A 12,643-nucleotide genomic window follows, 5' to 3' on the forward strand; every position below is an offset into this window, starting at 1 on the left:
TCGTCTCAGGCGGCGGTGCGGCTCTCGACCATCCGGGCCAGGAAGGCGCTGCCGATCGGGATAACCGAGTCGTCGAAATTGTAGCTGGCATTGTGCAGGCCCGGACCGGGGTTCGAGCCGAGCCAGACATACGCGGCCGGCACAGCCTGGGCCATGTCGGCAAAATCCTCGCTGCCCATCTTCGGGGCCGCATCCGCCTCGACATTGTCGGGTCCGAAGAGTTCGGTCGCCACCGCAGTCGCGGCGGCCGCCTGCTCGGGTGCGTTCTCCAGAACGGAGAACATGTCGTGGATATCGACCTTGATCTCGGCGCCGTACGCGGCGGCGAAGCCCGCGGCCAGCTCGCGCATGCGAGTTCCGGCGAGCGCGCGCAGTTCCCGATCGAAGGTGCGGATCGTGCCGGCCAGCTGCGCCGTCTCCGGGATGACGTTGTAGGCCGAGCCGGCCGAGATCCGGGTGATCGACAGCACGATCGACTTCAGCGGGTCGGCGTTGCGCGAGACGATCGACTGGAGCGCCTGGGCGAGCCCCGTGGCGATCACGATCGGGTCAATGCCGCCTTGCGGATGGGCGGCGTGCGCACCCCGGCCACGGATGTTGATGTCGAAGAAGTCGGCCGCCGCCATGAGCGGCCCGGGGCGCAGCTTGATCCGCCCGTGGCCGCCGCCCGGCTGGTTGTGCAGGCCGTAGATCTCGTCGCACGGGAAGCGCTCGAACAGCCCGTCCTTCAGCATCGCCCGGGCGCCGCCGCGGCCCTCCTCGGCGGGCTGGAACACGAACACGGCCGTGCCGTCGAAGTCGCGGGTCTCGGCGAGGTAGCGCGCCGCGCCGACCAGCATCGTCGTGTGGCCGTCATGACCGCAGGCGTGCATCTTGCCCGCGTAGGTCGAGCGATAGGGGAGGTTGGTCTCCTCTTCGATCGGCAGGGCGTCCATGTCGGCGCGCAGGCCGATCCGGCGGCCGTTATCGGTGCGGCCCTTCAGGAGCCCGACCACGCCGGTGCCGCCGACGCCGCGATGCACCTCGCAGCCGTACTGCTCCAGGAGATCGGCGACGATGCCGGCGGTGCGTACCTCCTCGAAGCCCAGCTCCGGGTGGGCGTGCAGGTCGCGGCGCAGGGCCGTCAGCTCGTCGGCATAGGTCTTGATGTGGTCGATCGGGCTCATGTGCTCGGGCTCTCGGGGGACGAAGGCGTGGACCGGGCCTCAGCGTCGCCGACAGCGTCCGCGTCGGTGCGCCGGAACGGCGTGAGCGTGTCGAGGACGTCGACCGCCTCGGCGACGTGGGCGCGCTCCCGCTGCAAATAATCGGCCACCGCCCGGCGGAAGGCCGGGTCGGCGATGTCGTGGGCGGAGTGCATCAGCACCGGCCTGTAGCCGCGGGCCAGCTTGTGCTCCCCCTGCGCCCCGGCCTCGACCCGCTTGAGCCCGCGGCGGATCGCGAAGTCGATCGCCTGATAGTAGCAGATCTCGAAATGCAGGAACGGGTGGTCCTCGATGCAGCCCCAGTTGCGTCCGTACAGCGCCGTGTCGCCGATCAGGTTGATCGCGCCGGCGATGTAGGCGTCACCGCGGCGGGCCATGATCAGCAGAACCCGGTCGGCCATGCGCTCGGACAGGAGCGAGAAGAACCGGCGGTTGAGGTAGGGCCGCCCCCATTTGCGCGCGCCCGTATCCATGTAGAAGGCGTAGAACGCATCCCAATGGGCCTCGGTGATGTCGGCGCCGGTCAGGTGCTCGACGGTGATCCCGGGGGCTAGCGCGTCGCGCCGCTCCTTGCGGATGGTCTTCCGTTTTCGGGATGCGAGCGCGTTGAGGAAATCGTCGAAGCTCGCGTAGCCGGCATTCTCCCAGTGGAACTGCTGGTCGGTGCGCTGCAGGAAGCCAGCGGCTCCGGCCCGCTCCCACTCGGCCTCGCGCATGAAGGTGACGTGGATCGACGACGCCTTGGTCTCGGCCCGGAGCGCCCGCAGGCCGGCGACCAGCCCGGCGGTCGCCTCGTCCGGATCGGCGCCCGGGGCGATCAGGAAACGCGGGCCGCTCACGGGGGTGAACGGCACGCTGACCTGCAGCTTCGGATAATAGGCGCCGCCGACCCGCTCGTAGGCATCGGCCCAGCCGTGATCGAACACGTACTCGCCTTGGCTGTGCGACTTCAGATAGCAAGGCGCCACCCCGAGCAGCGTACCTTCGCGCTCCACCGCCACGTGGAGCGGCAGCCAGCCGGTCTTGCGCGCGACGCAGCCGGATTCCTCCAGCGCCGACAGGAAGGCGTGCGAGACGAACGGGTTGTGAGTCTCGTCGCCCGCCGCCAGGGTCTCGGAGGAGAACGCGCAGGCATCCCAGGCCGCGGCGCCGATCTCCTTCAAGCCGGTCATCGCCCGCACGGTGAGCGAGGAGGTCTCCGGCGCCGGCCCGGGTGCTTGCTTCATGCGCCCAATCTAGCCGGGCCGGGCAGCCGGGCAAGCGGGCGGATGCGCGCGGCTGCCCGGCGGACTTGTCAGATGGACGACGGCGTCACACCGTCGGGCGGCAAAACCGAACGGCCCGCATCGATCACGGGACGAAACCCTCGAACACCATCTGGTCCGCGTGCGCGCCCGCGCGGATGCGCTGGTCCTCGGTCCGCACCGTCCAGGCCATCACCGGGATGCGGCTGAGGAGCCGGCACAGGTAGGTCGGCGCGCAGGGGAGGTCGTCGACCCGCCAGGACAGGAAGTCGGGCCGCGACTCCGAAAAGTGCAGCAGGTTGGACAGGGCCCGGCGCGTCGCCCAGGGGAGGGCGGCATAGGCAGGGTCGTCCTGGGTGGTCTCGGCCACGATCCCACGGGGCATTGCGGGCGGGCAGAGATCCCGCAAGGCGGCCACCACCTGCGGGTCGAAGGACTTCATCGCCACGGGGCCGCCCGAAGCCACGGCGATCTCCGCCGCACGGGTCGCCAGCCGCAGGTCTCCATCGTAGCGGGACTTGACCTCGATCACGACCGGGACCGCCCCAGCCACCGCCGCCAGGAAGGCCGACAGGGTCGGGATCGTCTCGGCGGTCCCGCCGACAACGAGCGCCCCGAGTTCGGCCGCCGATTTGGTCCCGATCGCCTCGCTCGCCCCGGTCAGCCGGCCCAGCGCCGCGTCATGGAACACCATCGCCTCGCCATCGGCGCTCAGTTGAACGTCGCATTCGATGGCAAAGCCCCCCGCCACCGCCGCACGGGCGGCAGCCAGGGTGTTCTCCGGCCGACCCGCCGCCCGGTCGTGCAACCCGCGATGGGCGATCGGCCGCGCGGTGAGCCAGTCGGGCGCAGCCACGCTCAGCGGACCTCGAAGATCGCCTCGACCTCGACCGCGGCGTCGAGGGGCAATTCGGCGACGCCGACCGTCGAGCGGGCATGGCGTCCGCTGTCGCCCAGCAGCTCGACCATCAGGTCGGAGGCACCGTTCATCACCCCGGCGACCGCGGAGAAGCCCGGGGCCGCATTGATGAAGCCGCCCAGCCGCACGCATTGCTCCAGGGCCCGGTCGAGGTCACCCACCGCAGCCTCGAGCTGAGCCAGGACGTTGAGGGCGCAGAGCCGGGCTGCCGCCTTGCCGGCCTCGGCCGAGACGTTGCCGCCGACCTTGCCCTTGTGCTCGGGGGCGATGGTCCCGTCCGCGCCGAAGCAGACCTGGCCGGAGATGACCACGAGGTTGCCGGTGCGCACGAACGGCACGTAGTTGGCAACCGGTGCCGCCGCCTTCGGCAGGGTAAGGCCCAGGCTCTCCAGACGGTCCTTGATCGTGCTCATGGGATTCTCCCGCGCCAACTCGAATCTGCGGCAGCAGGAGCATGTCCGCACCCTGCCGCGCAAGGGCATCGGCCGGGTGTCACACCGCTGAAATCCGATCCGCGCAAGCATCGCGCAGAGCTGCCGCGCACCCTGAACCGACGTCGCAACGTTGACAGGAGCCGGCCGTTTCATAGTAATCGCGCGCGTGCCGCCCATAACGAGGCGGCACTTTCATTTGGAGCCGGCACAATGCTTGCTCCGGTGCCTTGAGAGACGGAGACGGGATCCGTGACGTCAGCCCTTCTGCCGACCTACGTCCGCGCGCCGCTCGCTTTCGAGCGCGGCGAGGGCGCCTGGCTCGTGACGGAGGCCGGGGAGCGATATCTCGATTTCGGCGCCGGCATCGCGGTCAACGGCCTCGGCCACGCCCATCCGCACCTCGTCGGCGCGCTCACCGAGCAGGCCAGCCGGATCTGGCATACGTCGAACCTGTTCGAGATCCCGGGCGGCGAGCGCTTCGGGCGGCGTCTCGTGGACGCGACCTTTGCGGACGTGGCGTTCTTCTGCAACTCGGGGGCGGAGGCCAACGAGGCGGCGATCAAGATCGCCCGGAAGTATCACGCGGCCGGCGGCAATCCGGAGCGCTACCGGATCGTCACCTTCGCGGGCGCCTTCCACGGCCGGACCCTGGCGACCCTCGCGGCAGGCGGCCAGCAGAAATACATCGAGGGGTTCGGCCCCAAGGTCGAAGGCTTCGATCAGGTCCCGGCCGGCGACTTCGCGGCTCTGGAGGCCGTGATCGGCGAGGAGACGGCCGCCCTGATGATCGAGCCGATCCAGGGCGAGGGCGGCGTGCGGGTGATCCCACATGCGGATCTGCGCCGCCTGCGCGAGATCTGCGACGCGCACGGCCTGCTGCTGATCATGGACGAGGTCCAGACCGGTGTCGGGCGCACCGGCAAGCTGTTTGCGCACGAATGGTCCGGCATCACCCCGGACATCATGAGCGTGGCCAAGGGCATCGGCGGCGGCTTCCCGATGGGCGCCTGTCTCGCCACCCGCGAGGCAGCCCGCGGCATGACTGCCGGCAGCCACGGCACCACCTTCGGCGGCAACCCGCTCGCCATGGCGGTCGGCAACGCCGTTCTCGACGTGGTGCTGGCGGATGGGTTCCTCGCCCGCGTCGCCCATGCCGGGCTGCTGCTCAAGCAGAAGCTGGCCGCCCTGCGCGACCGCCACCCGCACGTATTCCAAGAGGTCCGAGGCGAGGGACTGATGCTCGGCCTCAAGCTCGGCGTGCCGAACACGGATTTTGCCGCCGCCGCCCGGGCCGCACATCTTCTGGTTATCCCGGCGGGCGACAACATCGTCCGCCTGCTGCCACCGCTGATCGTCGGCGACAGCGAGATCGACGAGGCGGTCCGGCGGCTGGACGAGGCCGCCTCCTCCTTCGCAGCTCTGCGCGGGGCGGCCGAATAGCAGGCCGATCCCGCTTCTACGAATCACCGCCCAGCGCCGCGTTCCGGTGCCGGGCGGTGCGAAGCATTTTCGGGCACGGTCGATCCCGCCGTGCGTGACGAGAATGCCCCTCACCAGGAGATAGAGTGTCGTTCATGATCAGGTGATCGTGGAGCAGGCTCTAGCGAACGTGACGCGATGAAAGCCCAGATTGACGGCCGGGCGCGTGCCCCAGTCCCGCACCTGAACGGTGCCGGCCCCCGCCACTTCCTCGACCTCAAGGACTTCTCCGGAGCGCAGCTGCGCGGGGTGCTCGACGCGAGCGCCGCCATCAAGGCGCGCCGCCGCAAGGGTGAGCGCGCCGCCGAGCGCCCCCTGGTCGGCAAGACCCTCGCGATGGTGTTCGACCGGCCCTCGACCCGGACGCGCGTCTCGTTCGACGTGGCGATGCGTGAACTCGGCGGTGAGACCCTGATGCTGACCGGCTCCGAGATGCAGCTCGGCCGGGGCGAGACCATCGGCGACACCGCCCAGGTCCTGTCGCGCTTCGTGGACGCGATCATGATCCGCATCCTCGACCACGGCCAGATGCTGGAACTGGCCGAGCACGCGACCGTGCCGGTGATCAACGCGCTGACCAAGGTCTCGCATCCGTGCCAGATCATGGCCGACGTGATGACCTTCGAGGAGCATCGCGGGCCGATCAAGGGCCGCACGGTGGCGTGGTCGGGTGATTCGAACAACGTTCTGGCGAGTTGGGTCCACGCGGCCGCGCGGCTCGATTTCCGTCTCAACATCGCCAGCCCGCCCGAGCTCGCCCCCCCGCCCGGCCTGATCGCCTGGGCGAAGCGCGAAGGCGCGACGGTCAATGTCGGCACCGACGCCTTCGCGGCCGTGGCCGGCGCCGACGCCGTGGTGACGGATTGCTGGGTCTCGATGGGCGACGACGACGAAGGCCACCGCCACAACCTGCTGAACCCCTATCAGGTGAACGCCAAGCTGATGGCGGCCGCCAACCCGGACGCGATCTTCATGCACTGCCTGCCGGCCCACCGCGGCGAGGAAGTCACGGCCGAGATCATGGATGGGCCGCGCTCTGTGGTGTTCGACGAGGCCGAGAACCGCCTGCACGCGCAGAAGGGGATCCTGGCCTGGTGCCTGGGCGCGGAGACGCCCTGAACGCAGGCTCGCGCACCGCACCGGTCCCGATTTTCGAGGCGGGGCGGTCGCGAATTTCGGAATGCCGCCCCATATACGGGTGAGCGGGCGGCTTTCGCGGCCCGCCTCCCCATCACGGCTGCCGGACGGCAGTATCTCGGCGACGGATGTGGCGCGATGCGCCCCTTCTCCCGTGCCGGCGCGGGCGGGGTGAGGGAACAGATCGCTCCAGACGGGTCCTCTTCCTCACGCCATTCCCCTCCCTGCGGGAGCGGGACCCGCGCCCCGGCCTGTCGGAGCGGCCGTCGCGGGCGCCGAATGGATCGATCGGAGCGGGCATGACCTCAGGAACAGAGTCGCAATCTCAGGTGCAGGCGGTCGGCAACGGCCATGACGGCGCGGACGATGCCGTACTGCCCTTTGCCGTGGAAGCCCTCGACGTACGCGGGCGGCTGGTCCGGCTCGGCCCCTCGGTGGATACGATCCTGCGCCGTCACGGCTACCCGGATGCCGTCGCCCGGCTTCTGGGCGAGGCCGCCGCCCTGACCGTGCTGCTGGGCTCGTCGCTCAAGTTCGAGGGCCGCTTCCAGCTCCAGACCAAGACCGACGGTCCGGTGGCGATGATCGTCGTCGACTTCGAGGCGCCCGATCGCCTGCGCGCCACCGCGCGGTTCGACGCCGACCGGGTCGCCGCCCTGGGCGAGCGCCCGCTGAAGGACGCCGACCTGATCGGTGCGGGCCACCTCGCCATGACCATCGACCAGGGCTCCGCGTCCAGCCGCTACCAGGGCGTCGTCGCCCTCGAAGGCCAGAGCCTGGAGGAGGCTGCGCACCAGTATTTCCGGCAGTCCGAGCAGATCCCGACCCAGGTGCGCCTCGCGGTCGCCGAGGCGGTGGAGGAGGGGGCTGCCCGGTGGCGGGCCGGCGGCCTGATCGTGCAGTTCCTGCCGCAGTCGATCGACCGCGCCCGCCTCGCCGATCTGCCGCCGGGCGACATCCCGGAGGGGCATACGCATCTGTCCGGTCAAGCTGTCGAGGACGATGCCTGGGTCGAGGCGCGTTCTCTCGTCGGCACGGTCGAGGACCACGAGCTGGTCGATCCGAACGTGTCCAGCGAGCGCCTGCTCTACCGGCTGTTCCACGAGCGCGGCGTGCGTGTGTTCGACCGTCAGCCGGTGCACGAGGCCTGCCGTTGCTCCCAGGAGCGCGTCATGGGCATGATCCGCTCGTTCTCGCCTCAGGAGCGGCGCGACATCATCGCGGATGACGGGCGCATCGTCATCACCTGCGAGTTCTGCTCCCGCCGCTACGACCTCGACCCGCAGGAGGTCGAAGCCGAAATCGGCGCGCAGTCGAACCAGTAGATACTTAGCCAGCAAGACCGATCTTCCGGTCTCGGCTACCGATAACGGTCAAGCTTCTCCGCGCGAAACGCTGTCACCTCAGTATTCGATGCGCGAATTTTTAAGGATCCCGGACAGAACCGTTTTCGGACCTTCGACGTTGCGTGGCTGCTTCAATATCGGAGGAGACGCCATGCGAACGTTGTCGATCGGGTTGGCCGCGCTGCTGATCAGCACCTCGGCCTATGCGCAGCAGCCGGGCGGGGCCGATCGCGGCACCGGGATGGCCGGCCGGGCCGAAGCCGGCGGCTCGGAATCGAGCCTGCGGACCGGGTCCGACCGGACCGGGTCACAGGCCGCCGATCAGGCCGCAGCGGGACGCACCGGTGCGGAGAGCGGCCGGGCCGCGCAGGGTGGGAACGGCAACCGAGCTTCCGGTGACCGGGCAGCCCAGGATCGCGGGCGGGCCGAATCGGAAGCCGGTGCGCGCGGCGGCCGGGATGGTGGGCGGGGCGAGCGCGCCGAGATCCGGGGTGGGCGCAGCGAGAGCCGCACGGAGCGCCGGACCGATGTCCGGTCGGATCGAGTCGGAGGCGGCGTCCGCCGCGAGGGCCGGTTCGTGGTGATCGGCGGCCACCGGGTGGTCTACGGATCGCCCGAGTACCGCCGCCTGATCGTTACCGAGAATCGTAGGCCTCGGGTCCGGTACGTGGTGATCCGCGGGCAACGCGTCCTCTATGGCTTGCCCGAGTACCGCCGCCTCGTCGGCGTCCGCGAGAGCCGGCCGCGGGAACGCTTCGTGACCATCCGTGGCCAGCGTGTCGTGTACGGCTCGCCCGAGTATCGCCGCCTGGTATCGGTGCGCGAGGAGCGGTTCGTGACGATCCACGGCCAGAGGGTGCGCTACGGCTCCGATGAATACCGTCGCCTGAGCGGCGGCGGCACGGTCAATGCCGGCTTCCGGGCCGAGACCCGCGCCGGCGTCCGCACGGACCGTCGCGATCAACGCGACGGCGCCCGCAATACTGACGGCGGCGACAGGGATCGGACGGCCAATCGCCAGGGCCGGGACGACGGCACGCGTAGCGGCGACATGCGGGGCGGCCGACAGGACGGCATCCGCAATGCCTCCGAGCGCGGCGACCAGCAGGGTGGCGCGCGGCCGGCCAACAACGACGGTGGCCGGATGGGCAACACCGAGCGCGGCGGCATGAATGCCGGTGGCGCTCAGGGCGGCGCAGCGCAGGGAGCCGGAAGGGTCGGCCGCGAGCCCGGCGCCGGCCGCAACTAAGCAGAGGTCCGGGAGGGGTCCGCGCGGCCCCTCCCGCATCCGCCGCGGGATCAGACTTTCAGCACCGGTTCGGCGATGTCGCCGCTGCCGCGGTTCTTGAGATAATCCGGCTGGAACAGGCACATCCGCACGGCGTCGCGATAGCGGCCGTTCACGAAGAACTCGTCCTTGAGCACGCCTTCGGGATGGAAGCCGCAGCGCTCGTAGATCCGCACGGCCCGGGCATTGTCCCGGTCCACGTGCAGGTACAGCTTGTGGATGTTGAGCACGCTGAACGCGTAATCCATGGCGATCCGGGTCGCCTGCCAAGCATAGCCACGGCCCTGGAAGCTGGGGTGGATCGCGATCTGGAACTCGCAGCGCCGGTGCAGGTGGTTGATCTCCACGAGCTCGATCAGCCCCGCCGGTTCGCCGCTCGGATCGGCCACGATGAAGCGGCGCTCGGTCTGGTTGTGGATGTTGCGCTCGTAGAGCTGCTGCAGCTCGGCGAAGGACTCGTAGGCCTCCTCGAACCAGTAGCGCATGATGCTGTCGTTGTTGTTCAGCTGGTGGACGAAGCGCAGGTCCTCGCGTTCCAGCGGGCGCAGCTTGATGGTGATGCCGATCAGCGCGTTCATGACGCACAAGCCTCGATCAGGGCCCTCAGGAACCGCTCGCCCTTGCCGAGCGCGTCGAGGGTGATGAACTCGTCGGGTTGGTGGGCCTGGGCGATGTCGCCGGGGCCGCAGACGACGGTCGCGATCCCGGCCTGCTGGAAGCGGCCGGCCTCCGTGGCGTAGGGCACCGCGATGGTGCGGTTGCGCCCCGCGAGCCGCAGGCACAGCCGTTCGGCCTCTGAGCCTGGATCTGGTGCGAGCCCAGGAATGTCGACCTCCTCGAGCGTCTCGATTCGCCCGTACTCACCGTAGCGGTTCAGGCGCTCGCGCGTCACCCGCTCGACCACCTCGCCGAACAGGCGCGGAACCTCGGCCGGGTCGAGGTCTGGCAGGCCGCGGTATTCCCAGAGGAAGCGGCACTCCTTGGCGAGGATGTTGCGCGCCGTGCCACCGTGGATCGTCCCGACATGGACCGTGGTGGCGGCCGGATCGAAGCGCCCGGAGGCGTCGCCGCGCTCGATCATCAGGTCGGCGATCCGGTTCAGGCCGGCGACCAGCTCGCAGGCCGCCGCGACCGCGTTCGCCCCCAGCGCCGGCCGTGCCGAATGGGCCTCGTGGCCGTGTACGGTGGTCAGGCAGGTGACGATGCTCTTGTGCGCGTCCGCGACCTCCATGCCGGTCGGCTCCCCGACGATCACGGCGCCGGGCCGCGGGAGGTCGGCACCGAACCGCGTGATCACATCCATCGAGCCGAGGCAGGTGGTCTCCTCGTCGTAGGACAGCAGGATGTGGATCGGCCGCATGAGGTTGGCGGCCAGCATGTCGGGCACCAGCGCCAGCGCCAGGGCGTCGAAGGCCTTCATGTCGACGGCGCCACGCCCGTAGGCCCGCCCGTCGGCGACGCGCAGGGTGAACGGGTCGCCGGTCCAGGCCTGGCCCGCCACCGGGACCACGTCGGTATGGCCGGAGAGCACGACGCCGCCGTCGACCATCGGGCCGATCGTGGCGAACAGGGCGGCCTTGTCGCCGGCCGCGTTCGGCAGGCGCAGATAAAGGACACCCCAACCGTCGAGATAGGCGCAGACGGAATCGATCAGGGCGAGGTTCGGTTTGTCGCTCTCGGTATCGAACGACACGAGGCGAGCGAGCATGTCGAGCGGGCTGAGCCGCTCGCCGATCCCAGACATAGGTCCCTCCGGAGCGAGACCCCGGAGCCGGGACCTCAGTGCAGGCTGCGGCGGACGTGCGGGCTGTCGAGGGAGAAGGCGGGAATCTCGGCCTCGAAGCTCTCGCCGGCCACCGTCGCCATGGTGTAGCTGCCGGCCATCAGGCCATCGGGCGTGTTGAGCGGGCAGCCGCTCGTGTAGCAGAAGGACTCGCCGGGCTCTAGCACCGGCTGCTTGCCGACCACGCCCGTGCCCCGCACTTCCTGGCAGGCCCCGTGCCCGTCGATGATGCGCCAGTGCCGGGAGCGCAGCTGCACCTGCTCGCTGCCGGTGTTCACGATTTCGACCGTATAGGCGAAGAAGTAACGACTTTCATTCGGCGAGGATTCCTCCTCGACGAAGCGGGGCTCAACGGTCACACGAATTCCCCGCGTCTCGGCCTTGTACATCGCCCTATTAGGCCCTTCTTCGAACGGTGCGATTCGATGAAGACGAATTGAACGCGCTTCACTGGCGGTGGTAGTGGCCAGTGAAATCGGCGTCAATTGCGGCGGACTACCTCGCGCGGATGATGCCGCAGCCTCGTCCGAGGGGGGTCGAGTCCAGCGCCGCGCGTATCGTACCATCCGGATTAAGCCGGCATTAGCCAGTCCGGGCGGAGAACGTCGGGGATCGCGGATCCACCCGGAGGCGCGCGAAGGAGTCGAGGCGCGATGAACGCGGGCGCAGGCCAGGATGCCGCCGATTCGCAGGCCACCGATCCGGGCGTCGAGATCCGTGGCGGCATCCTGCCGGCCGAGGCGATCGCGGCGCTGGCGCAGGCGGGCGGCATCCGCACCGCCGCCGCCTTCGCGCCGGACCAGATCCAGCCGGCGAGCCTCGACCTGCGCCTCGGTGCGACGGCCTACCGGGTCCGCACCAGCTTCCTGCCGGGGGCGGCCCGGACGGTCCAGGCCTGCGTCGACCGCCTGTCGCTGCACACGATCGACCTGCGCCCCGGCGCTGTGCTGGAGACGGGCTGCGTCTACATCGCGGAACTGCAGGAGGGCCTGGCGCTCCCCGCCGACCTGGCGGCGGCCGCGAACCCCAAGAGTTCAACCGGCCGCATCGACGTGTTCACCCGGGTCATCACCGACCGGGGTGAGGCATTCGACCAGGTCGAGCCCGGCTATACCGGGCCGCTCTATGCCGAGATCTCGCCACGCACCTTCCCGGTGCTGGTCCGCACCGGATCGCGTCTGTCGCAGATCCGCTTCCGCCGTGGGGCGCCGCGGCTGACGGAGGCCGAACTCGGCCAGCTCCACCTGCGTTCACCGCTGGTCGATTGCGCGGCCCCGTCCTTCCAGGGCGGCGTCGCGGTCTCGGTGGACCTGTCCGGGTTCGATGGACTGATCGGCTACCGGGCCAAGCGCCATACCGGGTTGGTGGACGTCGACGCCCCGGGCCGCCACCGGGCGGCGGATTTCTGGGAGCCGCTGCCGGCGGACGGCTCGGGCGCCCTGATCCTCGATCCCGGCCAGTTCTACATCCTGGCCTCCAAGGAATCGGTGCAGGTCCCCCCCGACCACGCCGCCGAGATGGTGCCGTTCGATCCGCTGGTCGGCGAGTTCCGGGTCCATTACGCCGGGTTCTTCGACCCGGGCTTCGGCCATGCCGGGGCCGGCGGGGCGGGTGCCCGCGCGGTGCTCGAAGTCCGCTCCCGGGACGTGCCGTTCCTGCTGGAGGACGGCCAGATCGTCGGACGGCTCGTCTACGAGCGGATGCTGGCCATCCCCGGCACGCTCTACGGCGCCGGGGCCGGATCGAACTACCAGGCCCAGGGGCTGAAGCTCTCGAAGCACTTCTTCCTGTAGCCCCGGCAGCCCGGA

Annotated in this window: 12 protein-coding genes; 5 read left to right on the forward strand and 7 right to left on the reverse strand. The window is 69.9% G+C overall.

The features are described 5' to 3' along the window. Positions 1-5: 5 nt before the first annotated feature. The 4 genes from FVA80_RS03815 to FVA80_RS03830 form a co-directional block, all read right to left on the reverse strand. Positions 6-1,166 carry a M20 aminoacylase family protein gene (locus tag FVA80_RS03815; protein WP_147908808.1) on the reverse strand — a complete coding sequence of 387 codons (1,161 nt, stop codon included), beginning with the start codon at positions 1,164-1,166 and terminating at the stop codon, positions 6-8. Next, a complete protein-coding gene (locus FVA80_RS03820) occupies positions 1,163-2,431 on the reverse strand; it encodes a GNAT family N-acetyltransferase (protein ID WP_147908809.1) in 1,269 nt (422 codons plus the stop codon). The genes FVA80_RS03815 and FVA80_RS03820 overlap by 4 nt, the downstream gene beginning before the upstream one ends. A gap of 124 nt (positions 2,432-2,555) precedes the next feature. After that, complete coding sequence (locus tag FVA80_RS03825; RefSeq protein ID WP_147908810.1) at positions 2,556-3,305, reverse strand: glycerophosphodiester phosphodiesterase family protein; 750 nt, start codon at positions 3,303-3,305, stop codon at positions 2,556-2,558. Between the two features lie 2 nt (positions 3,306-3,307). Next, on the reverse strand, positions 3,308-3,781 hold the full coding sequence (locus FVA80_RS03830; protein ID WP_147908811.1) for a RidA family protein: 474 nt from the start codon (positions 3,779-3,781) through the stop codon (positions 3,308-3,310). A 270-nt stretch (positions 3,782-4,051) separates the two neighbouring features. On the opposite strand from FVA80_RS03830, the gene FVA80_RS03835 reads away from it, so the two are divergent. The 4 genes from FVA80_RS03835 (at position 4,052) to FVA80_RS03850 (ending at position 9,013) form a co-directional block, all read left to right on the forward strand. Beyond that, positions 4,052-5,242: an aspartate aminotransferase family protein gene (locus FVA80_RS03835; RefSeq protein WP_147908812.1), complete on the forward strand. Its 1,191-nt coding sequence runs from the start codon at positions 4,052-4,054 to the stop codon at positions 5,240-5,242. 177 nt (positions 5,243-5,419) lie between these two features. Next, the gene (argF, locus tag FVA80_RS03840; protein WP_147908813.1) at positions 5,420-6,400 is read left to right on the forward strand and encodes an ornithine carbamoyltransferase; all 981 of its coding nucleotides are present in this window, start codon (positions 5,420-5,422) and stop codon (positions 6,398-6,400) included. 317 nt (positions 6,401-6,717) lie between these two features. Next, positions 6,718-7,743 carry an Hsp33 family molecular chaperone gene (locus FVA80_RS03845; protein ID WP_147908814.1) on the forward strand — a complete coding sequence of 342 codons (1,026 nt, stop codon included), beginning with the start codon at positions 6,718-6,720 and terminating at the stop codon, positions 7,741-7,743. Between the two features lie 172 nt (positions 7,744-7,915). Continuing rightward, on the forward strand, positions 7,916-9,013 hold the full coding sequence (locus FVA80_RS03850) for a hypothetical protein (RefSeq protein WP_147908815.1): 1,098 nt from the start codon (positions 7,916-7,918) through the stop codon (positions 9,011-9,013). A 50-nt stretch (positions 9,014-9,063) separates the two neighbouring features. On the opposite strand, the gene speG is transcribed toward FVA80_RS03850, so the two are convergent. The 3 genes from speG to apaG are packed head-to-tail and all read right to left on the reverse strand — an operon-like array spanning position 9,064 to position 11,224. After that, positions 9,064-9,630 carry a spermidine N1-acetyltransferase gene (speG, locus tag FVA80_RS03855; protein WP_147908816.1) on the reverse strand — a complete coding sequence of 189 codons (567 nt, stop codon included), beginning with the start codon at positions 9,628-9,630 and terminating at the stop codon, positions 9,064-9,066. After that, positions 9,627-10,796: an acetylornithine deacetylase gene (gene argE, locus FVA80_RS03860; RefSeq protein ID WP_147908817.1), complete on the reverse strand. Its 1,170-nt coding sequence runs from the start codon at positions 10,794-10,796 to the stop codon at positions 9,627-9,629. Before argE ends, speG begins: the two co-directional genes overlap by 4 nt. A gap of 35 nt (positions 10,797-10,831) precedes the next feature. Continuing rightward, positions 10,832-11,224 carry a Co2+/Mg2+ efflux protein ApaG gene (apaG, locus tag FVA80_RS03865; RefSeq protein WP_147908818.1) on the reverse strand — a complete coding sequence of 131 codons (393 nt, stop codon included), beginning with the start codon at positions 11,222-11,224 and terminating at the stop codon, positions 10,832-10,834. Positions 11,225-11,488: 264 nt separating this feature from the next. Here apaG and FVA80_RS03870 point away from each other — a divergent pair, with 264 nt between their 5' ends. Then, on the forward strand, positions 11,489-12,628 hold the full coding sequence (locus FVA80_RS03870; protein WP_147908819.1) for a 2'-deoxycytidine 5'-triphosphate deaminase: 1,140 nt from the start codon (positions 11,489-11,491) through the stop codon (positions 12,626-12,628). Positions 12,629-12,643 lie beyond the last annotated feature (15 nt).

The organism is Methylobacterium sp. WL1, from assembly GCF_008000895.1.
Taxonomy (GTDB): Bacteria; Pseudomonadota; Alphaproteobacteria; order Rhizobiales; family Beijerinckiaceae; genus Methylobacterium.

Excerpts from the sequence above, each read along its gene's own strand:
- FVA80_RS03870 (WP_147908819.1), top strand. The coding sequence starts at position 11,489 with ATGAACGCGGGCGCAGGCCAGGATGCCGCCGATTCGCAGGCCACCGAT.
- argE (WP_147908817.1), bottom strand. The coding sequence starts at position 10,796 with ATGTCTGGGATCGGCGAGCGGCTCAGCCCGCTCGACATGCTCGCTCGC.
- FVA80_RS03850 (WP_147908815.1), top strand. The coding sequence starts at position 7,916 with ATGCGAACGTTGTCGATCGGGTTGGCCGCGCTGCTGATCAGCACCTCG.
- FVA80_RS03815 (WP_147908808.1), bottom strand. The coding sequence starts at position 1,166 with ATGAGCCCGATCGACCACATCAAGACCTATGCCGACGAGCTGACGGCC.
- speG (WP_147908816.1), bottom strand. The coding sequence starts at position 9,630 with ATGAACGCGCTGATCGGCATCACCATCAAGCTGCGCCCGCTGGAACGC.
- FVA80_RS03845 (WP_147908814.1), top strand. The coding sequence starts at position 6,718 with ATGACCTCAGGAACAGAGTCGCAATCTCAGGTGCAGGCGGTCGGCAAC.
- FVA80_RS03820 (WP_147908809.1), bottom strand. The coding sequence starts at position 2,431 with ATGAAGCAAGCACCCGGGCCGGCGCCGGAGACCTCCTCGCTCACCGTG.
- FVA80_RS03830 (WP_147908811.1), bottom strand. The coding sequence starts at position 3,781 with ATGAGCACGATCAAGGACCGTCTGGAGAGCCTGGGCCTTACCCTGCCG.
- apaG (WP_147908818.1), bottom strand. The coding sequence starts at position 11,224 with ATGTACAAGGCCGAGACGCGGGGAATTCGTGTGACCGTTGAGCCCCGC.
- argF (WP_147908813.1), top strand. The coding sequence starts at position 5,420 with ATGAAAGCCCAGATTGACGGCCGGGCGCGTGCCCCAGTCCCGCACCTG.